The organism is Paenibacillus sp., assembly GCF_035645195.1.
Lineage (GTDB): Bacteria > Bacillota > Bacilli > Paenibacillales > YIM-B00363 > Paenibacillus_AE.
Genome location: NZ_DASQNA010000017.1, coordinates 59,257 through 82,657, shown reverse-complemented (window position 1 = coordinate 82,657; position 23,401 = coordinate 59,257). Strand labels below are relative to the sequence as shown.

Below are 23,401 nucleotides of genomic sequence, written 5' to 3'. Positions count from 1 at the left end.
ACATCAGCCTTCGGATACTTCAATCGATAGGCGTCGTTCAACCCTGGCAGCCTAGCGAACACACCAGCAGTACCTCTTGCGCACCACGACGGTAAAGGTACCGTTGGAACTTTCCTGACCGCTGTATTTCGTCAAACAAAATTCCCCCGAAAAAATCGTGCATTTTTCCCCACCATTCTCGTGGGTATTTTTCTTCGGTTTTGGCTTCAATAATTTGATCCTATGAGCGTTCGGTACAGTACTAAATTTCCTTGTCCGAGAGCGTCGCTTTGCTCTTTCGGTTACCGGTTCTCTTCTCGCAAGCGCTCAATGGCTGCTTCCATTTCAGCGAGACTATCGCTATCCTCTTGTCGGATCAACAAAGTCGCCTCCTAGCGTTCTTTCATCAGTGCATGCTTTATCCGGTAACTTTCTTCTTCAAATACGAGCAGATGGCGAGCACCAACCGGTCGATCATAGCCGCGGCCATCTGTCGTCGGTAAAGACGGAGCCCCACTTGGAGAAATCGAGATTGGTGGTGATGACAAGGCTACGGCTCTCGTAACTGTCGGCAATGACGCGGAAGAGTAACTGCGAGACTTCCTCCTTGTAGACACGGATATATCCCCATTCGCCCAGAATGAGCAGCTGGGTCTATTGAATCTCGATCATGAGCCCCTCGAGCGTGCCTGCCCTTTTTGCTTCGGCCAGTCGCATCACAAGTTCGGCCACGGTGTTAAATTTTACGGTCATGCCGAGTTCGCACGCGCGGATCCCTATCGCAATCGCAAGGTGCGTCTTTCCGGTGGGCCATAAAGCACGAGGTTACGACAGCCCTGAATGAAGGTACCTTCCGCCAAATCACTCCATTGCAGCGACGATGGCAGTTTCACGTTATGCCGATCATAGCCGTCGAGCGTCTTGTAAATCCGGCCCGACTCATGAGTCGGCTGCGGCGGCTTCGTTCCCGGCTTTTAATTTTCCGGCGAGCACACGGTGTGGAAACTCCTCTTGCTTGGGCGTAGCTTCCGTCTCGCATAGCGTTACCGCACGTTGGCTAAGCACGAGCTTCTTGCAGGAAGCGGAAATCTTCAGAGCGTCTCGCGTTCGCGGATCAGGATCATTGCAATGCACCTTCCACATGCTCAAGCAAACTGCCGTAGATGCCCAGATTAACGCTGCTGCCTTCCTCCGGATCGAAACTAGACAGCCTAACAGCAAGCACGTTGCTGTTCGCACTCGTCAGCCGTCCGAGCTCCACCGCTTGCTCCATTGCCTGAATGGCCGTGTCGAAGTCGTACCCCCAGTCGTCCACATATCGACGTTGTCGGTGTTGCTTGCAGAATACGCGAATGTGTGTATTAATTGGATCGCCATTAAGCGCCAACGGCTCGACCGTGTGAGCACCGATCCGCACGATCAGTTCCCGTCCGGCCCGTTCCTGCGAGGAGGAGTAGAAGTGTTTGCTTTAAATTAAGAACTTGTCGTAGCCGTCGGTCTTTACACGCATGTAGCGGCAGGCAGCGAAGGGATACTTGGGCTGGTAAAGGAACGTCTTCTTGTCGTCTTCATAGTGTTTGGTCAGGAGATGCCTTTCTTGTAGTGCTCGCGTCGGTTACGGTCGGCAAAGGGACGAACAGGTTCCGCCGCATGTAGCCGACCTTGTTCACCACGTTGCCTTTCTCGTGACCGGCGTAAGGATTGCAGTACCTAATTTGTAAGCGTAATGCGTTCAAACGCAGAAACACCTCCGCCATCCGCACGTTCTCGTTGACGCGTTGGCCTACGTCGCCGGCGTTATCGAAGATGAGACGCGTCGGAACGCCACCGATGCGGTGGAACAAATCTTGCAGGCCATGGGCGACGCATTCTGCCGTTTCTCCGCCGAAGAGCTGCACTTAACCGGTATTGCTGTAGGAAGAGCTGACTCAGAGGAACTTGTACATCCGTTTTTCCCCGCTAGCGTCGTAGAAATCTGTTTCGCCAAAGTCTACTCGGGCTTCGCCGGTCGCCAGTCCAGCTCGAGCGTGCTGCTGCGCTTAAGCTTCACGTAAAGGCTTTCGCGGTATTAACTTTTGTAGCTCTTCTGCCCGAAATCCTAGCACAAGGCCGACTTCATGGATAATCTGAAATAGATAACAACTCGCATGAGCACGACTTAGCATTTGCTGCGTACATCACAGTAAAAGCCAAGACGAATAAGCTGTACCCCAAGGAAATCAAGTCGTGGGAAGAGCAGTACACTGCTTATCTTACGTTTAACAAGTCCCCAGCGACAGTCAATGATGGAATACACACCTCGAACCCGATAGAGCGGGTGACAAAGAAATTGTAATTGCCTCAAGCTAATGAACAGCTTAACGAACATAGATGCTGCTGAAGATAATTGTATATTTCGACTCTATCCACTACAACGAACGTTCTGCAAACCGTTCAATTCGGGTTACAGTGATCCTGTCGCGAAGAACAAACTGATTGTGTTTGGGGAACGCATCCTTCAAACGCCCAGAGGTGTTGAAATAAAAAACCAACCCCGCGTTTCGCTTCGGCTACGTTCTCCACAAGATCAAAGTTCAGAAAGTTAAATCTAATTGGCGAATCCAACGTACTGATGGATTTCCTACAACTCCTTACACATACTTCTTAACACTACCTTTTTTTGTAAAGCAGATTAGAATAATAAAATGCTCTACTTGTGGAATATTTGTTTAGGTATTAGGTTCCTAAAATTTTTTGATATCTTTCGGCAAATTTCTCTAGAGTGAAATATTTCAAATAAAGCTCTCTATTAAATTTACCCATTTCATCTAATTTATTTTTATTTTCTTTATAGTGGATTAACTTTTTAACTAACTCATCTATATCTCCCTTTTCAAATAAATCAAGCCCAGTATTTTCGAGTTGGGCTATTGTTTTATTACCTCCTGTTTTGGAAGCAATAACAGCTTTCCCCAAAGAAAGAACCTCTAGCAATATTAAGTCAAAAAAGGTTCGATTATTAGGTAATACAAATACATCAGAAGCATTAATTAGCGATCCCGGGTCATCCGTCCAACCCAAATCAATGAATTGTTTATTAGATGGTGAATCTATGTCCCCTTTACCTGCGGATATAAATATAATTTTTTTATCTATTTTATTTATTCTATTAAAAGCCTCACAAAATACGTCATAACCTTTTACTTTATTATGTCTTCCTACAAAGGACACAATAAAAGCATCTTCCTCGATATTATTCAGTTTTAAAAATGTTTTTTTATCTGTCTTATATTTTAATTCCTTGCAACCAGTCATGTTAAAATGTATGTTTTTCCCATCTATAAACTTATCAAAATCAGGTATCGTTTCATAGTATGGTTCAAGTGACTCTTTAGAAGGGTATATAAAATTTTTGCAATTTTGTAATACTTTCTTTTCAATCTTCCTAATTTTATTTTTTATTATATGAAAATCATATTCAGTATCATGTTGTCCTTTAAGTCGATTTGTATATTCTATAGCTATACTCTCAGGTGTGTGGGTAGTTAAATATTTCTTATTACTCATAAATCTTTTTTCAGAGTAGTAGTAATCAAATATATTATGAAAGTGTAATTTATCCTCATTTTTAATGGTAATATTAGAAGTTAATCTATCTAAATGTTTTTGTCTTCTGAAATAATTGAACACAAAGAATGCTTCGTAAAAATCCCTTACTCTACTGTCAAGATTCTGAGGTGAAAATCTACTTTTTGCTCCGCTTGGGATTTTAGTAGTATTTGTATTCTGATTTGATATAATTGTAGTTTCAGTAGCATTTATATTATCTAGTCCAACTTTTAAATTAGCTAAATACCCTGCACTTCCACCCTTCCTGATATCCAAACTTCCCCCGAATATTATATGATTCATTTAATCCTCTCTCCTATCAATTTCAAAATAATTAACATTTGAGTTTAGTAAAATGATAACATCTTAATTATTATTTTTATCTATTGTTATTAAAAATTGACTACGTCTTCCATGCACATTACTATCGAAATTAACTAGTCCATCTTTGTATCTTGGATGTAAATCACATCTGAGCGCATTAATTTTTTTAGGTTGATGGTATATTTCTAGTAACTGGTCTGTCAGATCTTTTTCATTACACCACAGTAATTTTTGCATAGAAAACTTATTTGGATATGTATCCGTGATAAAAGTATCATTGTCAATATAGGTTGGGTGACCATCGGTATTAAGCCTCTCATTTATATGAATTGGATTGATTTTATTTATGTTATACAACCTGTATTCAACCTTCCCTTTCGATACTACTGTAGCCAATATTTCAGTTTCATTCTTCCACGTATAATGCGAAACTTTATCAAAATCACCTATAATATTGATTAATTCGCCATCATTTTTAACTAGCACCATCCTACACTTCCAGTCAGATAGCTTATAGTCTGTCCAAATATGAAAGAACATTATTACACCACTATAAGGATTAACAGAGATATGATTAAAGTAATGGTAACAACTTTCCATTGTTTCATTAGATTTATGATTAACTATGTCATCTACGGAAATAAGTAATGTAGACTTCCCAGTACTTAGGTTAACTTGAAAAAGACCATTATTATTTGTATTATAATACTGTTTGAAATTAATGTTCTTATTCGAATAACCATAACCGTTTCTTAAATAATCAAGTATTGAAAAATCTGTATAATATCCATAAGATTTAGAGTGATCAATATCAAATAAAGGATAATCAAAACGCTTAACTTCTGTACCATCTAGTTCACAAACTCTTGATACAAATTGCCCATCAATATAATCATTAAATAAAACACTTCTATCATCCTCAAACCATCTAAGTCGACTCCCCATTTGCCAGTTCCATGCATTAGTTGTAGCTATCTGATTAAACTCCTTAGTTAAGATATTAAAGAATCCAACTTTACCTTCTTTAGACTTATCAACAGCAATACTTAATAGTTTATCCTTTTTTTCATTTATAGAACTTAAATCATAATATCCAAAAAAGCAATCGTATCCGTCAACAGAAAAATTTTCCAACGATAAAACTTTATCATTTAACTTTATTTTTTCTTTTTGGTGATGTAACACTCTTAATAAAGTACTAATAAGATAGTGCAAGTGCTTCTTACCAAATATTAAAGTTAAAATTCTTAATACTGTTCTTTTCATTAATTGGGCTCCCTTTTATTCACTCCATTATTATGGACGAAATAACGGATCAATTTTTCTTTATAGAATGGGCGCTAATATCTTTTAATTTTGCACTAAATTTTGATGCTAAATATAAGGTTTCAAACATTTCTCGATGCATAAATAATGCAAATATAATCATAGTTATACCTTTAATTACCTCTCGTTTTTTTATTTTATTTACACCTAGAAATAAATAATTGTAGGCCTTATTATAACGATCAGTATAATCTTGATTAAAGAACTTTTTTCGCAATAGAAATTCACTTAAATTATCTTCAGAATAGTCATCCTGCCCACTTTTTCTTCGTTGTAAATATAATTTTCTTGCATACTTACTATATAAATACCTCTTATATGGGTTACTTAGAGAAATACCACTATTCCTTATACGGTAATAAATAAGTTTATCGGGTAAAACTTTAACTTTATATCCTGAGGTTATAAGTCTAAGCCATAAATCATAATCTTGTGCAGCTTTAAAATTCCTATAGCCATTCATTGATAAGATAAAGCTTTTTCTCATTAGTACGCTAGGGTGGGTAATTACTGATCCGAATGGAAGAATTGATTTGATGTCATCAAAACTATTTACAACTAAATAACTTGTATCTATCAGTTCCCCACTTTCATTAATATCCAGTCTATCTGTCGCAACGACATCATAATTTTTATTATCTTCTAAGAAGTTAAATTGTTTTTCAAGTCGGTTTAAAACCGATATATCGTCTGCGTCCATCCTTGCTATATACTTACCTTTAGCAATTTTAATCCCTTTGTTTAAACTATTTGCAAGTCCTAAATTTTTTTTATTAACTAATACATTAATTCTTTTATCATACATACTATAGTGTTTTAACAATCTTAAAACACTCTTATTTGTAGGATTATCCAAAATAATGATAAACTCAAACATTTTAAATGTTTGATTAAGAATAGACTCTATAGCTAGTTTTAGCTCAGATTCTTTTTCATTATATACACTCATTATTACACTAATTAAAATATCACTAGATATTTGATTATTATTTATAACTATTTTTCCGGACAACCTATCCCTTCCCCCTCTATTAATGTTGATCGGTAGCGTCAATAAGTTTGTGTATCCAAAATTCAGGGACTCTGTGGAAATTAGTTTATTGGCGGGTATAGCCCAAGCGAAGGCGCGGGGGCAGTTCCTTAGCCCCCGCACCTCTTGCTGTACATTGATACGAATACTGTCTTGGTCTCTTCCATGCCGAAGCCACGGATGATCCATTTGCTCCATCGATCGTTGTAGTCCGTCACAACTAAAGTCGCTTACGGATTTCCTTCACCGTTCGTTCGATAGCATTGGTGGTGTAAATCGATTTCCAGATGTCTGCCGGATACTTTTAGAAGGTGAGCAGTACCGGTAAATCTGCTCGCTGGAAGACGGGGGTACTGCTTCGACAATTTCAGTTCTACGGCTTGGAACTGACGAACAGCTTCCTCGTAGCACAGTTCATTGTACACGTTTTTAAAATCGCCCATGAACTCGACCTTTACCTCAGACTCGAATCTTGGGAAACGTAATACGCATCTGTGCACGAGGCAACGCTGTACATCGGCTTTCAAGTACACGCTATGGAAGGCTTCCTCGAGTCCGACTAGGCCTTCGAATACTCCAAGAAGGATTTCTCTTGCACCGCGCTGGTATAGCTCTTGGAGGAACTCTTTCCAACCGTGAGCGCTCTCGTTACCTCCAACGCGGAAGCCGTGGATTTGTCGGTAGCCGTCTTCGTCGTGGCCATAACAACATAAATATAAACGCTCGCCACGGTATCGCGACGCAAGCTGAAATGAATGCCGTCGTCAATGTAAAGAACGGAATAGCGCTTCTTAAGCGGTTGGCTTTGCCAGTATTAACGTCTTGCAGTACCGTATTGTAATGTTACTTGTGGTCGCGAAGTTGGTATGGCTCGAACAGTTCGTTTTGGAACTCGCCTTGGCGATCCCGGGGGCACGAAGGTCGCCGGTCTTTCCAAACTGCGTTTCAAACGTCCGGGTATAATAGCCGTTACGGGTGTTGTTTGTTTCCGGGTTTCCACGGTGAGAAAGTTGCGAGGTTCTGCCCGCATTTGCAACACTCAAGCTTGTCTTTAACGAAAACCAGTACAGCATTTGCTAAAGAAAGTCGGAGTTGTGTATACTTTGATTCTTGGTAGGGTATTTCCTCTCGTAGATATTTACATTTCCGAGAGTACCCTACCTTTTTCGTGTCTGTTAACACTCCATCTTCTGGTTACACAAACTAATGTACGTCATCTTTTGATCAATTTAAATAGTATTATTTAATACTTAACAGATGGTTTGACTGAACTTATTTGATTTTTAGAAAAAACCTGACTAACAAATACTGTCATAAAGTATATTACTGTTACAGCAAAAATATCCATTCTAAACAAAACTAAAGGTGTGTATAAATACCAGTTAGTAATACTACATGTAAAGACTAATGACAAGTATTTTTTATACTCATTATTTAGAGAAAGATTAAGCAATAATGTAATAATTGATGCTATTAAAACTACACCCAACCAACCGAACCAAAAAAAGAAGTGAGTAGGTAGTATCCCTCCACCCATATTACCTGTAAGATTCCGAGAGATATATGCAGATAATGTACCTATTCCAGTAGAAGAACCACCAAATATAATCTGTAAAACAAAATCAATAAATGATCTTATTTTGAAACTAAAGTCCATTATTGAAGATGCATAAACATGTGTTGCAGAAGCATAGTATGCTCCTACTGGTGTATCAAAGACAAACTTTCTACCGATTAATACTTGTAGTACTGAATCAAAACTCACCATATTAATATCATAATGGCTTCTATAAACCCCTACAGCTGTATATAAAACATAGCCAACTAACCCAAATAATAATACTTTTAAGGGTTTAATTTTATTACCAAATTTTAATATTATCATCAAAACTGCAAGTTCAAATAATGTTTTTCTTCCGCCATAAATTAAATCCTGAATGACATAGAGAGAAGCTAAAAAGTATAAAATGTTTTTTTTAATAATAGAATTCCCTGTATTAGCATAACCAATTAAAATAGCAATTAATCCATAGCTATAATATGATGTAATTGCTACTCTATAACCATCAAAACTACCTCTATTATTTATACCAGTAATTACTATAAATAATAATAAGCACACCATTATAGTAAAAATAATATTATTATCTTTAATCTTTAATTGGATTATATTTTCATAACTAGATTTATTACTTTTATAAAAAATAGCTATAACAGCGATAAACAAAAGCAATATGTTAATCAACACGCTATATGTTTCTTCGTTTTTTGCAAATGTATGAGTTGTAACTAATCCACTATAAAAATACTCTGAAACTACTATACTTAGGTTTGAAATGAATATAAAAAAACTTAATATTAAATGGTGCGGCTTATGGCGGGTTCTTAAAAAGAATACGAACGAAAAAATAACTACTAAATATGGTGAAATAACCATAGAAAGGTTATAATTTGAGATATTACAATAGGTAATATATACAATTATTATTAGAAAAAAATAAACTTTTAATAATTTAGAAAAAGATATTTTTTTTATATACAAGATAACCATTCCCTGCTTTTTTAAAATACGATCAAGAACATTATAACCAAATAACAGACGCTATAATGATAACTCTTCATAAAGCTGGATATATTCTGAATATTTTAGTAAGGAGTCATATTTCTTGGATGTCTCTATACAATTATCAATGTATTTCGATTTCCCTTCTTTTTTTATTATATTTATTTTGTTATACATGGACCTTACATTTCCTTTCTCCACGTAAAAACCAATATTATTATTAAAAATTTCAGAAGATCCTCCAACATCAAAGGTAACAATTGGGGTACCTGTTGATATTGATTCTAAGTTTACTGTTGGAAAATTCTCCTCTAAAGAGGGATTAACAAAAACATCCGATGCAGAATAAATTTCAGCCAACTCTTTCGCATTATTAGTTCTAGGAATTCCAATAATATTATTAGTTTGAAGTTCGTTTACTTGAGTCTCAGATAAGCCCACAACAACAATAATTTCATCTTTTGTCAATAATTTAGACAAATCAACTAAATAATTAAAACCCTTTTTTGCACTCCATATATTAGCCACTCCTAAAATAACAAATTTATTTTCTAGGTTATATTTTTTCCTAAAATCGCTATTAACCGGCTGAAATATGTTCAAGTCAATACCGTTATTTATTACCCTCACTGAATATTCTTTTAGAAAAGATTCTGCGACTAGTTCAGCTAACCATATTGAGGGAGTTACTATTGTTAACTTGTCCAATTTAGTAAAAATGTTCCTTTTGCTCTTAAAATTCCCCCTGGAACTGTCTACTAATAAACTCCGGGGATAAACTTTCTTCTGAGGGCATCTGTTACATTCTGTTTTCCATTTGGAGCAGTTAATATAATCAAAGTGCGCACAATGTCCAGTAAACGGCCAACAATCATGCAAGGTCCAAACAACAGGTTTATTGATCTCTTTTAAGAAATCAAACAAAACTTGTATATTGATATAATATCCATGGATGTTATGTAAATGGATAACATCTGGATTTAGGACTTTAATTTTTTTAATTAATACCTGTGTTGATTTCCTTGATCCAAAACCATGCTTATCAAATAGTCTAGTGATTGCTACATGTTTATAATTATCAAGATTACTACCAATTTTGATAGTATTGTCACATTTTTGTGGCACACCCCTTCCAAATGCGATGATACTCTCGTATCCATTTTTCTCCAATAAGCTATGGATATCGGTCGCTATCCTCCCAGTACTTCCTGTTCCGCATACTGAATTTATTTGTAATACTTTCACTAAATCTTCCCCCATACGACTCTATTCACATAATCAGTATACGATAAAATAATTCTCAAGACTTTATCTGATACATTAGGCATACTGTAATCCGCGACAAGCCTTAACTCTCCTGTTTTTTGTGAATCGAGGATTTCTAATCCCTGTAATATCCTTTCTTTCTTTAGTCCTACCATCATTACAGTTGCTTCTTCCATTGCTTCTGGTCTTTCATGAGCTTGTCTTATATTAAGCGCTCTAAACCCAAGAATTGAAGATTCTTCGCTAATTGTTCCACTATCACTTAGAACCGCCTTCGCCTTAATTTGCAATTTCACATAGTCATTAAAACCTAATGGCTTCAAAATTCTTACTAAAGGATTAAATTTTACTCCTTTAGACTCAATCATCTTTCTAGTTCTAGGATGTGTGCTCACAATTACAGGAATTTTAAATTTTTCTGCAATCGAATTTATACTTTCAACCAAATCTAAGAAATTAATTTCTAAATTAATATTTTCTTCTCTATGAGATGATACTACAAAATAGTTTCCTTCTTCTAAATCTAATCTTTCTAATACATCAGAATTCTCTATTTCGATTTTTCTAGAATTAAGAACTTCGAACATAGGGCTTCCTGTTTTAACAATCCTGTCTGCAGGAAAGCCTTCCCTAAGAAGATATTCTCTTGCAATATCACTGTAGGTCAAATTAATATCTGCTGTATGATCTACAATCTTTCTATTAATTTCTTCCGGCACTCTTTGGTCAAAGCATCTATTTCCTGCTTCCATATGAAATATCGGAATTTGGCGCCTTTTTGCAGCAATAGCACATAGACAGCTATTTGTATCTCCTAGCACTAAAAATGCATCTGGTTTTACTTCTTCCATTATAGGATCTATTTTGACCAATATATTTCCTATAGTTTCTACCGCTGTTCCAGTAGCTGCATCGAGAAAATAGTCAGGTTTTTTCAAATTAAAATCGTTAAAAAATACTTCATTTAATTCGTAATCATAATTTTGTCCCGTATGAACAAGCGTATGCTCAATTGCTGATGATTCTTCAAATTTATTAATAACAGCTGACAACCTTATAATCTCAGGTCTAGTTCCGACGACTGTCATGACTTTTAATTTCTTCATTAATTATACCTCCACAAAATATGTGTCCGGCCTTTCTGGATCAAAGCATTCATTTGCCCACATTACTGTTACTAGGTCATTATCTCCTACATTTACAATGGAATGAGTATATCCAGTAGGAACATCTACAACCTTTAACTTTTCTCCACTTACTCTATACTCAATAATTTCATCAGAATCTATCTTCCTAAAGCGAATTAAACCTTCACCACTAACAACTAAGAACTTCTCATTTTTAGTATGATGCCAATGGTTTCCTTTTGTAATGCCAGGTTTAGATACATTTACAGAAACTTGTCCTCTTTCAGGTGTTCTCATAAATTCTGTAAAAGAGCCTCTGTGATCACTATTCATTTTAAGATCATATGAAAACTGTTCTTCAGGTAAAAAACTCAAATAAGTACTATAGAGCTTTTTAGTTAGAGCGTCCTCCATATTAGGAACACTTAGATTTGTTCTAGTTTCTTTGAAACTTTTTATAAGTTCGGCCAATTCTCCTAGTTTAATATTATGTGTTATAGGTACTACACATAAGTCTTCTTGCATAGTCGGCTTCCCCGCAAGAGCGCTCAAAAACTCTTCTAATACATCATCAATATAGCAAAGAGTAAGTTCTGCCCCTGGATTGTTTATATGAATATCAATCCCTCTAGCGATATTGTGACAGAATGTAGCCACTACAGTATTATAGTTTGGCTTACTCCACTTACCAAATAAATTTGGTAGTCGATATACATAAACTTTCGTACCAGTTTCATAATAATATTTAAATAATAAATCCTCTCCAGCCTTCTTACTCCTTCCATAAGGATTATCCTTTTCTGCTTGAATAGAAGAAGTAAGAAGAACAGGAGCTTTATTGTCATGTTTCTTTAGTAGAGCTAGTAATTGAGAAGTTAAACCAAAGTTACCTTCCATAAATTCCTCTTCGTCTTGCGGTCTGTTTACTCCAGCTAAATGAAAGACAAAATCACATTCTTTTGTATATTTTTCAAGAATTGAAAGATCACTTTCTCTAGTAAACTCAAATATATCGTTAAATCCCCTATTTTTAAGCTCTGCGACAAGGTTCTTCCCAACAAAGCCCTTTGCACCTGTTACCAGAATTCTCATAAATAATACCGCCTTTTGTTCATTTCATAACATTCCATTCCTTTAATGCACTTTGCACATAATCTAGTTCTAATAATTTCCCTTTAATTTCTTCCACAGTTAATATTTTCGTATTAGAAGAATGGTACTCTTCAAATGTTGACAATCTGCTGTCACCATCTTCAAAGTATTTATCATAATTCAAGTCTCTTTGGTCAGCAGGAACACGATAGAAACCACCCATATCTTCAGCCACTACATATTCTTCCTTTGTAAGTAGCGTTTCATAATGTTTTTCTCCATGACGGGTACCAATTATTTTTATTTCATTATCTACATCAAATAATTCCTTAATTGCTTGTGCTAAATCACCGATTGTACTTGCTGGTGATTTCTGTACCATAATATCTCCAGCTTGTGCATTTTGAAAAGCAAACACAACTAGTTCTACCGCTTCTTCAAGGCTCATTAAAAACCTTGTCATCGAAGGGTCTGTAACGGTTAATGGTTGTCCATTTTTTATTTGTTCAATAAATAAAGGAATGACCGACCCACGTGATGCCATTACATTTCCATATCTCGTTCCACAAATTAGAGTTCTATCTGAAGATACAGTTTTTGATTTTGCAACAAATACCTTTTCCATCATTGCTTTAGAAATACCCATAGCATTGATTGGATAGGCCGCTTTATCAGTTGAGAGACAGATAACCTTTTTAACTCCATATTCAATACCTGCGGTTAAAACATTATCCGTACCTATAATGTTTGTTTTAACTGCTTCCAACGGAAAAAACTCACAAGAAGGGACTTGCTTGAGCGCAGCAGCATGGAAAATATAGTCCACACCATGCATAGCATTTTTTACGCTAGCCAAGTCCCTTACATCACCAAGGTAAAATTTCAACTTGTCGTTTTTATAGAGTTTTCGCATATCATCCTGTTTCTTCTCATCACGAGAAAAGATGCGAATTTCCTTCAAATCTGTATCTAAAAATCTTTTCATTACCGCATTACCAAATGATCCAGTACCACCAGTTATTAATAAAGTCTTCCCCTTGAACATGTGTGTACCTCTCTTGCCGTTTTATTTAAAATGACTCATTATAATTTCATACGAGTCCCTGCTTGTATAGTTGGTTTCCAAATAACTCCTGGCATTAACGCCCATTTCTTTTCTTAATTCCATATTGCATAATTGCTGTAATTTATAATTAAATTGTTCAACACTATCACTCTCACACCAAAGGCCAAATTTCCCTTTTTCAATAACTTGACCGATATCTGTGTTCACATCTGTTGCTGCTAATACAGGCATTGACGCTTGCATATATGAAAGTATTCTTGATGGGAAATTCGGTATTGTAAAACGTTTATCTAAGAAAATAAGTCCAACATCACATGAACTTGCTAGAATTTCATAATCCTCTTTGGGAAGTTGAGCAAATAACTTTGCATTCTTAAGCTTTTCACTATCAAAAAACTCCTTTAGCTTATTAAACTCAGTTCCTGAACCAGCTATTACAAAATAAACCTGTTCATTATCTTTATTTGCCTTTAAACACTCTATTAAGAAATCAATACCTTGTGGTTTACCAAGATTTCCACCATAGATGAACACAGTACGGTCATATGGAATCTTATATTTTCCCTTAACTATATTTACCTTTTGTTGATTTTTCTCTATTACTTTAGGTTCTATACTATTAGGGCACACTTCAACTATGTTAGGAGAGATTTCAGGATTTTGTTTTAATAAAAAATCCACATTCGCTTGAGACATGCATCCAATATAATCAGATAGTTCATAAAGCCTTTTTTCCTTGGATTTAAAATATCTATATAATAAACCTCCGATCCCAGTTTTCCGTAGCATTCCAAGATCTACAGCATTTTGCGGGAATATATCCTTTAATAATAGATAGGTTATTGCTTTATCTCTCTTTTTCACATAATATATTGCCTTTTGCAATGTTATTGGAGGTGTTGTATAAATAACTAAATCAAATTTAACATCTGAAAAATAATTTTTAATTCCCCTCAGAAATTTAGACTCAAGAGTAAGTGTCGAAATCCCTTTTACTATTACATTAGTTTTTTGTGTGTTACCTATCTGTAATTTTAATATCTTATAGCTGCCATTCTCGATTAATCTCGTAGGTTGTTGTTTTCTCTTTTCTGTTGGCGAAATAATATACACTTTATGGTTGTCTTTTATAAACTCTCTCATTAGGTCTGTATATATACCATTTTCATCAAGCGTTGAAAAATCTAATAGTGTTAAAAATAAGATATTCATATCCTAAATTCTCCTTACTGGAACACCAACATATACACCAGGTTCGGTTATGTCCTTGACCACAACAGAACCAGCACCAACTTTACATCCGCTGGTGATGTTTATATTATTACTAACTACACTGCCAATACCTAACCAAGAGCCTTTTCCAACTTTGACCGTACCTGCTAAATGGGCTCCTGGTGATATATGAACAAAATCTTCAATATCATTATCATGGTCAATTGTACAACCTGTATTAACGATGCAACCTTTACCTATTTTGGTACAGCTGTTAACAATTGCTCCAGCCATAACAGCAGTCCCAATTCCTATATCTACTAATGACCCTATAACTGCATTCGGGTGAATTAATACCGGAATACTAGCCCCAAAAGTTTCAAGTATTTCGTGAATCTTCTGTCTGTTAGCATTATTTCCGATACCGACAAATATTTCGTACTCACCTATATGCGTAAAAACATCGTCTGACGTTCCAATGACTTCTAAGCCCATAGCTGATTTAATTCTTGTGTCATCATCTAAAAAATGAACGTTCTGCCATTTATCCATTTTTAATGCAATATCGGCAACTACTTTCCCGTGTCCACTAGCACCTACAATAAGAAGTTTGTTTTTCATAGTTCCAATCTTCTTTCTTTGTTTGTCCCCTTAAAAGGCTCCATTGTGGATGCATTTTCTGAACTAATACCTTCTCTGACAAAGACTTTCTTAATCGTCGTTAAAATTATTTTCCAATCCTCGATAAAACTTACATTGTCCACATATTCAACATCTAGATTAAATTTATCTTCCCAACTAATCGCATTCCTCCCACTCACCTGAGCCAACCCAGATAGCCCCGGCCTGACTTCGTGACGTCGTTTTTGATGATTGTTATACAACGGTAAATACTGCACCAATAATGGTCTAGGCCCAATAATAGACATATCACCCTTTAAAATATTAAAGAGTTCCGGTAGTTCATCAAGGGATGTAGAACGTAGTATTCTACCAAACTTCGTCAACCTAACTTTATCCGGAAGTAACTCACCATTCTCGTCTCTCTCATCCGTCATCGTCCTAAACTTATACATCATAAAAATCTCTTCATTTAACCCTGGTCTTTTCTGCTTAAATAGCACAGGGCTACCTAACTTCGTCCTAACAAGTAATGCAACTATTAGTAATACCGGACTCAAAACAGTAATAGCTATTAAAGAGAGTATAAGATCCATTGGTCTTTTTACAAACCTTCTATAAATGCCACCTTTGGAATTCTTCATTTAATCTAACCACAACCCTTTAATAGTCTTAACGACTCTTTCTAAGTCCTCATCCGTCATTTTCGTATCAGATGGCAAACATACACCATTCTGGAACAGTTTCTCTGATACACCTTCACCAATAAAGTCATATTTCTCAAAGAAAGGTTGCATATGCATTGGTTTCCATACTGGTCTTGACTCAATGTTTTCAGCATCCAACGCTTTAAAAATATTAATAGGCCTTACTTTTCCAGACAATGTTATTGAGCTTAACCAATAATTTGGTTCATCCCATTCATTGCTCGGCATGAATTGAATGCCTTCAAGCCCATCAAGTTCTCTTTTATAAAACTCAAAAATGTAGTACTTCTTGGAAATTCTTTGATTTAATACTTTAAGCTGACCTCTACCAATCCCAGCAACAATGTTACTCATCCGATAATTAAATCCTAATTCACTATGCTGGAAATGTCTTGCTTGATCCCGGGATTGAGTGGCCCAATATCTTACCTTAGCAATTTTTTCCTCATTATCCGAAACAAGCATTCCACCCCCGGAAGTTGTGATAATCTTGTTTCCATTAAAAGAAAAGATGCCATAATCACCGAAAGTTCCAGTATGCTTACCTTTATAGTAAGTACCCAGAGACTCAGCAGCATCTTCAATAACCGTAACGTTATGTCCCTTACAAATCTTCATAATTTTGTCCATATCTGCTGACAAACCGTATAAATGAACGACCAGTACCGCCTTCACTTCTGGATACTTTTCAAAGGCTTCTTCTAATGCTTTTGGGCTCATATTCCAAGTTTCATAATCACTATCGATAAATACTGGAATAGCATTTTGATAGATGATCGGATTTGCAGTGGCAGCGAAAGTAAGTGTTGGACAGAATACAATATCCCCTTCTCCGACTCCTGCCGCCTTAAGAGCTAGATGAATAGCAGCTGTTCCTGAAGACAGTGCTGCAGCAGCTTTAGAACCAACCTTCTCAGCAAGCTCCCTTTCAAATTCATTTACGTTTTCGCCAAGGGGTGCAATCCAGTTTGTATCGAAAGCTTCCTTTATATATTGCATTTCATACCCTTCATCACTCATATGTGGGGAAGAGAGAAATATTCTTTTTTTTACTTTTGTCGACTCCATCCTCTAGGCTTCCTTCCTTGTTAAGTTAATATTTTAGAGTAGATTAGAAGCTACCCCTAACCAACTACTAAACCACTAACTAAAATCGTTATGTACTACTGATAGTTAACGCTTGTACGACATCATTACCCATCAACACGACGAACGGTTCTTCCCCGGTAAACTCCGAGCGCACCAGACAGCGTGGTCTTCCTTCTGGCAAATGTAACGAATGTTTATCATTTTTGAGGACCTTTGCACTTCCTGCAACAAGTCCATCATCCCTTTGTAGTACAAGTTGTGCTCAAATCTAATAGAGTTGTCGAAACGGCATTGTTTTTGTCCTAGGCAAAATCTTGTACAGAGACCGGGGCAGGAATGATGGCTTTTCGTACTTTCATGTTGATTCCGCCTTTATAAGTATAACTCAAGGCACATGCTTGCAGAAGGTTTAATACTACAATACTACTGCTGTCAATTACATCCCGGATCGATTCCTGCCCCTCCGTTATTCCTTTTTTCCTAGTGCTTAATTACCATTCCGAGTTCGAATTTCCTATTTTACATAATATGATGCGCGGAGTTGACCGATCTCCGTTACGGCGTAAAGCCGGACAGGCGAATCAATTTTCAGCAAGCGTTACTATTTTCACCGACTTTCCCATATCGGGCACGAAAATTTCGCCTCCTTTAGTGAATGAACCGCTTTGAATTACAAGCTGCACGACTCCACAGGCATCGTCATTATGTACCGAACCATCTCGAATTGCACGTCACCCTCACCGAACCGCCGGCCGTGATTGCTCCTCGAACCTGAGAATCACGCTGCACCGTCTGCCGAGTATGTTGCTGCGGACGGCAACGTATTTGGTTGCTGATCGTATGTACATATGTTTCGACGCGCTCATCGCGCTCGTCGGATTGAACGCTTTCTCACGAAACATCTACCCGTATTTGTCCCGAAGACATTGTTTTTCAACGCTTCTGCTGGAGTAGCTCCATGAACGGAATATACTTGTGGCCACCAAATAGAAAACAACCTGAGGCGAATACCGGAGGACTATCTCATCTGTCCGCGATGACTTTCTTGTTCGTCAACCCCGTAAACTTACTCTGGACGAATGCGAACCTATTCTGCTGCGGTAAAAAGCAGGGGCCCCAGACTCCTAAGAAGCTTTGCATTGGAATCATATCCACATCGAACGTCAGGACGAGCGTAGATGAGAAATGGCACATAATCCACGCCTAATTTTTCAGCCAACTCTCTCATTTCGGGACGATTTAGAATCGTCGCGTAGATAAACATGAACTTTGGAGTAGTCCGGAAAGACCAGTCGTACTAATAGAACAAATTGTATATTAGTGTAATAATACACAATCTGAATACAAAATTCGACAAAAATTGGATTGTTAAAATAAGGAACTTGGGTACCTCGCGAAAACTCTGGGCATAGCACCGTCAATTAGAGGTAAGGTACTGAGTATGTTTGGCGGCGATCGTTTCCCAGTATTCCACTGAGGAGCGGTTGCCGAAATGTTCTGGAGGCGCTTACGTGCATGCCATTCTGTGTACTCAGCAACATTCCGCTAAGGGTCTCGGTGCCGTAGACGGCGTTATCACGAGAAACTGCAGGGCGAAGTTCGCGAGACCTTCGCGATTTCACAGTTTTCTTAATGAGGTCCAATCGCCATACGCACCGAGACTGCAGAATCGAAACGTGACCCACCGGCGTCAGGAGTTGACGAGCGCCTCGCGCTCCGGAACGCTGGGGATTTTCTCCATCCACCCTCGCGCGATCATCAGCTCCGCGCCGTCGTCGGCATACGTTCCGACTTCGCTCGCCAGCCTTGCGTAATCCATCGCCAAATCCCTTCTCGGACTCGACCCGATCGCCGCGCCGTAGTTCGCGAGTCCAACCCCGCACAGCGAGATGGTATGGAACAGCATCAGCTTTTCGGAAAACGGCGGCTCTTTCGAGGTTGTCACCTCCACGTCGTACGTCATCGGCGGCGGCAGCTGATCCTGTTCCAGCCGCGAGCTGAACACATCGATATGCTTGCGGGAGATTTCCATGCCGCGGATGAAATATTTCCGAATGTCGGCCGAGGACGCCACCTGCGCGAATCCGAGCATCAACGATCGGCCCAAGGCGTTGGTCAGGGTGTTCAGCCACAAATGCGTCACCTCGACGGCGTTGAGCGGGCGCCGGTCGCCGAACCACCCCGAGAGCCATCCCGCGTTCTCGACGAATTCCGGCGTTTCGGGAAACGGGAACTGCGGAGCGCGCACGAATATGCCTTTCTCGAGCAGCAAATCCGTCGACCGGTTTAACAGCTCCAACGTCGTATGGACGTTATGCGAGTAAAACGCGCGCACATCCGCCCGCGGCGAGCATCCGCACGCCACCCCGTACGCCGAGAGCCCTGTGATGCCCATTTGCCGCAAATAAAACAGCATGAACTTGTCGGAGAACAGACGCGGCGCTTCCAGATTGACGTCCCCGTCCCCGAACCCCCTCGGCGTCGGAAACCGCTCGCGATCGAACCGCTCCCTTTTGAACGCAAGATGCTCTTCCGTTAACGTGAGCGCATACTCCACGACCGATCGAATTTGCGCGTCCTCCACGGTGGCCGCGAAGTGGCGAAGCACGCAATGGCTCATCTCGTCGCTCATATACCCCGTCCACAAGGCGGCGATTTCCCCGGCGGTTAACGGAATGTGGTGCTCCTTCATAGACGACTCCCTCCGAACGTCGCAAGTTTCCCGTAGTATCCCCGGAGTCGCCGAAAATTAAGAAAAAATTTTCCCTGCATCAAAAAACGCCGGGCGGGAACCTTCCGACCGGCGCTCGATAGGCGCAAAAAACGCGGCCCCCATGGGAACCGCGCGTCATATTTAATGGGATGGTGCTGATGAAGGGATTCGAACCCCCGACCTACGCATTACGAATGCGTTGCTCTACCAGCTGAGCTACATCAGCGAATCTTTCGAGTCAACGAAATTTATTATATTCGGTAACTCGATTTTTTTCAACCCCTATTTTGAAGATTTTTTTCGTTGTTCGTCAATAGCTGATGAGCGCCGCCAGGAGCACGCCCGTAGCGATGCTGAGACGGGAAGCGAACAAGCCGACGGACACGTTGCCCTTCGGAATTTCGCTGACGACCCGGAACGGCGTCAGCCATTCGAACAAATAAAACACGCCGACCTGGGCCGCTACGCCGATCAATCCCCACAGCGCGAGGTCCCACAACCCGATCGAATGGTACACCGCCGACGCGAGCACGATGGCAAGGCCGATGATTTTGCCGCCCAGGTCGTGCGCCGCGGCTTTCGCCGCCGCTTGCTTCGTCGGGTCGTTCGGATCCGCACCCTCGCGAATCAACGCGAACTCGTTGTAGGGCGTCGTCAATTGGAACACCAAGATGCCGACGCCCATCATCGGCACCGCCACGATCAAATACAGGAAGAAATTCGTAATAAATTCCCACTGACTCATGTTCGTTCACGCTCCTTATCCGTGTATCGGTTCGCTTCAATCCTGCAGCGCAACAGGCGCATAGAACGCCGCGTTGCCGGTAATGCGCCCGCCGACGCGGGCGACGATCGCCGACGGCCGTCCGCCGACGAGGAAGGCGCCCCACAGCAGCCGCCCTTCGACTTCGCCCCGCAGCGTCCTGACGCGGACGGGGGGCAGCTCCACGCGGCGCTGGTAGACCGACGGCTGATCCCAATACAGTGATTCGCCGTCGCGCTCCGCCGCTTCGCCGTTCGCGTCGTACAGGACAACAGCGCCGCCTTCCCTGCCGAAAATCGGCTTGCAAACGTACGGAGTCGACCCGTGGAAGACGTTGTCCATGTACGTCGGCAGCATGAACGCCTCGATCGCGTCGTGTTCTTCGCGGGTGAAGAACGTGCGCTGCTCGTGCAGGCTCCAGATGAGCGCCTGCAGCGCCTTCGTCTGCGCGATGAAGGCGGACGGCGGATTGATCAGCGCCAGCTTCCGGCGCGCGACCAAATCGAGCACGTGCGCGCCGGTGGGGTACCCGTCATGGTCGCGCTCCTCCGCCAGCTTCTCCAGCGCGTGCAGGCGGTACAGCAGGTCGATCGGCGTATGCGTGACGCCATCCTCCTCGAGCACGCACAGCCGATCGCGGTGGACGCGCAGCGAAGACAGCGGCACGAACCGCCCGCCGATGCCGGCCGCCTCGAGCAGGTAGCGCGTCGTTCCCGCGTCTTCCTCGTGCCAATCGAGCGCCGCGAACGCGATGCGGTCCGCGTCGATGCGCCAGCCCGCGTCGCGATAGGCGTCTACGGCCGCGCGGAAGGCGGCGCCGATGCCCGAAGCCATGCCCTCGTTCGGATCCGCCAAGCCGAGCGCGCGGCAGACGGCGCCGTTGACGCGGAACGCTTCGACGACGCTGGTCGGCGTATCGCTGTTCCATTCGAGCATCTTGACGCCGTCGTCCGTCGCCGCGAAGTCGAACCGCCCGATCACGGTCGCGGCGCCGCCGAGCATCGGCAGGCGGACCGCGCCGCGCGTCGCTTCCGGCAGCCCCAGCTGCCGCAGCAGCTTGTCGTCGGATTCGCGCACGACGGCGACGACTCGAGCATAGACGCGCCCTAATCGTTCCGCCGCCTCCTGCAGCGTTCGGCGAAGACTGCGCGAAATCGGCTGCGGATCGGCCAAGGCGTATTCGTCCCCGTCGATCGTCTCCCAGACGAACTCACCGGTCTCGCGCAGAGGCGCGTATAATCGCTCGCGCTGCTTCTCATATACGGTCGCGTTCATGTCGATCACCCGCCGCTGCTCGTCGAGCTGCCGATGCCGCCCTTCGAGCCGGATACGCCCTTCGAAATGCCGGACGTTTTCTTCTTGCCGTCGATGTCGATGTCGGCGACGCCGGCGCGGTAATACGCCTTGCGCCCGTTCACGTAGTGCATCCCGTACGCGCCGTCGCCGTTGTCGTCGCAATATCCGTTCGCGTCGTCGTCGAAACATTCGTCGTCGTCCAGCGCGCCCGAAGACGAACAGCCCGACACCGTCAGCGCCGTCGCCAAAAATAAGCCCGCCATCCGTTTCGTCACCAGCTTCTCCATGCCGCTTCCCCCTCTCTATCTCGCCGCTTCGGGCGCCATCGCGTAATACACGTACACGCCGCGATCCTCGTCGACCTCCGTCGACGACTTCGTCCATTCGCGCCCGTTCCACTCCACGACGTCCGTCTGGAGCAGCAGCAGCGCATCGTCGTCGTCCGCAAACCGGAACGTGTGCAACAGCGGATAAACATCAGCCTCCTCCCGGAAGTGCCGCAGCTCGACGCGGATGCCCGGGCCGAGCGCAGAGCCTCCCGCGGCGTCCGGCGCGGCCGCATTCTCCTCTGCCGCGACTCGGACGTATATGACATACAGCCCTCTTACGAAAGCGGCGCTCAGCTTTTCGTAAACGACGCCTTCTTTGACGTAATAATCGCAGGCAAATCTCATCGAAATTTCGTCTTTGTCGATATAGTTGTAAACGTATAACAGCGGGGATTCGTCCGTCGCATGCGACAACCGATATTCCAATCGAGCCAAGCAGGCGTCCTCCTCTCGGTTCCATTGCCAATAATACGAAGCACGGCGGCTGCAAGTTCCCGCCACATCCTATTCGCCGAGAGGAAGGGATATCCCTGCCCGCGGTCGAGAGATGGTTACATTTGCTTTGCGACGCCCGTCTCGCTCGCTTCTGTCGGGAACGGACAAGCACCAACGGCGGCGCATTGACATATAGTGGAGAAAGCGCTATCATTTTAGTTAAGACAGAATTTTCTGACTTCTTATAACGGGAGGGCTTGCCTATGGATTTCGATTCCGAATATCGCCGGCGCGCCATGGAGCAGTGGCAATCCTCGCGAGAGGAGGCCGTTCGGGAATGGTCCGAGGATTGGCTGCAGGCGCAGGCCCGGCTGACCCGGTTCATCGACGGCGTGCGCAGCCGGTTTCATTCGTTGTTCTCTTACGGGCGATCCCATAATCGATACGAATAAGCGAAACTTCGACGGGCGGCCGCGGGCGGTGGTTCGGGCGATTTAGTCGGAGAAACTCCGACTATTCCGGCCGCAGGCGCCGGTTGGGGCGATTTCGTCGGAGAAACTCCGACTATTGCGGTCGCGGGCGGCGGTTCGGGCGATTTAGTCGGAGAAACTCCGACTATTCCGGACGCGGGCGGCGGTTCGGGCGATTTAGTCGGAGAAACTCCGACTATTCCGGACGCGGGCGCCGGTTGAGGCGATTTAGTCGGAGAGACTCCGACTATTCCGGCCGCGGGCGCCGGTTGGAGCGATTTAGTCGGAGATACTCCGACTATTCCGGACGCGGGCGGCGGTTGGGGCGATTTAGTCGGAGAAACTCCGACTATTCCGGACGCGGGTGCCGGTTGAGGCGATTTAGTCGGAGAAACTCCGACTATT

Annotated in this window: 23 protein-coding genes, 1 tRNA gene and 1 pseudogene; 3 read left to right on the top strand and 22 right to left on the bottom strand. The window is 41.9% G+C overall.

Annotation, left to right across the window (positions count from 1 at the left end):
- Positions 1–453 precede the first annotated feature (453 nt).
- Both VE009_RS27225 and VE009_RS08745 read right to left on the bottom strand, forming a co-directional pair.
- Positions 454–774 (bottom strand): annotated as a pseudogene (locus VE009_RS27225) (ATP-binding protein); the annotation flags it as partial.
- 325 nt (positions 775–1,099) lie between these two features.
- Complete coding sequence (locus VE009_RS08745; RefSeq protein WP_325007008.1) at positions 1,100–1,396, bottom strand: hypothetical protein; 297 nt, start codon at positions 1,394–1,396, stop codon at positions 1,100–1,102.
- 430 nt (positions 1,397–1,826) lie between these two features.
- Between VE009_RS08745 and VE009_RS08740 the strand changes: the two genes are divergently transcribed.
- The gene (locus VE009_RS08740; RefSeq protein ID WP_325007007.1) at positions 1,827–2,033 is read left to right on the top strand and encodes a hypothetical protein; all 207 of its coding nucleotides are present in this window, start codon (positions 1,827–1,829) and stop codon (positions 2,031–2,033) included.
- Positions 2,034–2,110: 77 nt separating this feature from the next.
- The gene (locus VE009_RS27220) at positions 2,111–2,314 is read left to right on the top strand and encodes a transposase (RefSeq protein ID WP_414694807.1); all 204 of its coding nucleotides are present in this window, start codon (positions 2,111–2,113) and stop codon (positions 2,312–2,314) included.
- 380 nt (positions 2,315–2,694) lie between these two features.
- Here VE009_RS27220 and VE009_RS08735 read toward each other — a convergent pair whose 3' ends face one another.
- From VE009_RS08735 to VE009_RS08645, 20 genes are all read right to left on the bottom strand, one after another.
- Entirely contained in the window at positions 2,695–3,870 is a 1,176-nt protein-coding gene (locus VE009_RS08735; protein WP_325007006.1) for a glycosyltransferase, read from the bottom strand.
- A gap of 63 nt (positions 3,871–3,933) precedes the next feature.
- Positions 3,934–5,157, bottom strand: a complete 1,224-nt coding sequence (locus VE009_RS08730) for a hypothetical protein (protein ID WP_325007005.1) — start codon at positions 5,155–5,157, stop codon at positions 3,934–3,936.
- 49 nt (positions 5,158–5,206) lie between these two features.
- Positions 5,207–6,445, bottom strand: coding sequence for a glycosyltransferase (locus VE009_RS08725; protein WP_325007004.1), 1,239 nt, complete (start codon positions 6,443–6,445; stop codon positions 5,207–5,209).
- A gap of 32 nt (positions 6,446–6,477) precedes the next feature.
- A complete protein-coding gene (locus VE009_RS27215) occupies positions 6,478–6,921 on the bottom strand; it encodes a transposase (RefSeq protein ID WP_414694806.1) in 444 nt (147 codons plus the stop codon).
- 569 nt (positions 6,922–7,490) lie between these two features.
- Entirely contained in the window at positions 7,491–8,495 is a 1,005-nt protein-coding gene (locus tag VE009_RS08720; protein WP_325007003.1) for a hypothetical protein, read from the bottom strand.
- Between the two features lie 354 nt (positions 8,496–8,849).
- Positions 8,850–10,055 carry a glycosyltransferase gene (locus VE009_RS08715; RefSeq protein ID WP_325007002.1) on the bottom strand — a complete coding sequence of 402 codons (1,206 nt, stop codon included), beginning with the start codon at positions 10,053–10,055 and terminating at the stop codon, positions 8,850–8,852.
- Positions 10,055–11,182, bottom strand: coding sequence for a non-hydrolyzing UDP-N-acetylglucosamine 2-epimerase (gene wecB, locus VE009_RS08710; protein WP_325007001.1), 1,128 nt, complete (start codon positions 11,180–11,182; stop codon positions 10,055–10,057). The genes VE009_RS08715 and wecB overlap by 1 nt, the downstream gene beginning before the upstream one ends.
- A gap of 3 nt (positions 11,183–11,185) precedes the next feature.
- Positions 11,186–12,295 (bottom strand): capsular polysaccharide biosynthesis protein CapF, encoded by a 1,110-nt coding sequence (locus VE009_RS08705; RefSeq protein ID WP_325007000.1) that lies wholly within the window; start codon positions 12,293–12,295, stop codon positions 11,186–11,188.
- Between the two features lie 19 nt (positions 12,296–12,314).
- The gene (locus VE009_RS08700; protein WP_325006999.1) at positions 12,315–13,340 is read right to left on the bottom strand and encodes a polysaccharide biosynthesis protein; all 1,026 of its coding nucleotides are present in this window, start codon (positions 13,338–13,340) and stop codon (positions 12,315–12,317) included.
- A 21-nt stretch (positions 13,341–13,361) separates the two neighbouring features.
- Positions 13,362–14,573, bottom strand: coding sequence for a glycosyltransferase family 4 protein (locus VE009_RS08695; RefSeq protein ID WP_325006998.1), 1,212 nt, complete (start codon positions 14,571–14,573; stop codon positions 13,362–13,364).
- 3 nt (positions 14,574–14,576) lie between these two features.
- The gene (locus tag VE009_RS08690) at positions 14,577–15,194 is read right to left on the bottom strand and encodes an acetyltransferase (RefSeq protein WP_325006997.1); all 618 of its coding nucleotides are present in this window, start codon (positions 15,192–15,194) and stop codon (positions 14,577–14,579) included.
- Positions 15,191–15,838 (bottom strand): sugar transferase, encoded by a 648-nt coding sequence (locus VE009_RS08685; protein ID WP_325006996.1) that lies wholly within the window; start codon positions 15,836–15,838, stop codon positions 15,191–15,193. Before VE009_RS08685 ends, VE009_RS08690 begins: the two co-directional genes overlap by 4 nt.
- Positions 15,839–16,969, bottom strand: coding sequence for a DegT/DnrJ/EryC1/StrS family aminotransferase (locus VE009_RS08680; protein WP_325006995.1), 1,131 nt, complete (start codon positions 16,967–16,969; stop codon positions 15,839–15,841).
- 602 nt (positions 16,970–17,571) lie between these two features.
- Complete coding sequence (locus VE009_RS08675; RefSeq protein ID WP_325006994.1) at positions 17,572–17,673, bottom strand: polysaccharide biosynthesis protein; 102 nt, start codon at positions 17,671–17,673, stop codon at positions 17,572–17,574.
- Between the two features lie 1,007 nt (positions 17,674–18,680).
- Positions 18,681–19,682, bottom strand: a complete 1,002-nt coding sequence (locus VE009_RS08670) for a DUF3231 family protein (RefSeq protein ID WP_325006993.1) — start codon at positions 19,680–19,682, stop codon at positions 18,681–18,683.
- A gap of 171 nt (positions 19,683–19,853) precedes the next feature.
- Positions 19,854–19,929: transfer RNA gene (locus VE009_RS08665), tRNA-Thr, on the bottom strand.
- A gap of 84 nt (positions 19,930–20,013) precedes the next feature.
- Positions 20,014–20,448 (bottom strand): DUF350 domain-containing protein, encoded by a 435-nt coding sequence (locus VE009_RS08660; RefSeq protein ID WP_325006992.1) that lies wholly within the window; start codon positions 20,446–20,448, stop codon positions 20,014–20,016.
- A gap of 36 nt (positions 20,449–20,484) precedes the next feature.
- A complete protein-coding gene (locus VE009_RS08655; RefSeq protein ID WP_325006991.1) occupies positions 20,485–21,741 on the bottom strand; it encodes a glutathionylspermidine synthase family protein in 1,257 nt (418 codons plus the stop codon).
- Between the two features lie 5 nt (positions 21,742–21,746).
- Positions 21,747–22,049, bottom strand: coding sequence for a hypothetical protein (locus VE009_RS08650; protein ID WP_325006990.1), 303 nt, complete (start codon positions 22,047–22,049; stop codon positions 21,747–21,749).
- A 15-nt stretch (positions 22,050–22,064) separates the two neighbouring features.
- A complete protein-coding gene (locus VE009_RS08645) occupies positions 22,065–22,526 on the bottom strand; it encodes a hypothetical protein (RefSeq protein ID WP_325006988.1) in 462 nt (153 codons plus the stop codon).
- A 263-nt stretch (positions 22,527–22,789) separates the two neighbouring features.
- On the opposite strand from VE009_RS08645, the gene VE009_RS08640 reads away from it, so the two are divergent.
- Positions 22,790–22,978 carry a hypothetical protein gene (locus VE009_RS08640; protein ID WP_325006987.1) on the top strand — a complete coding sequence of 63 codons (189 nt, stop codon included), beginning with the start codon at positions 22,790–22,792 and terminating at the stop codon, positions 22,976–22,978.
- The last annotated feature ends 423 nt before the right edge of the window (positions 22,979–23,401 follow it).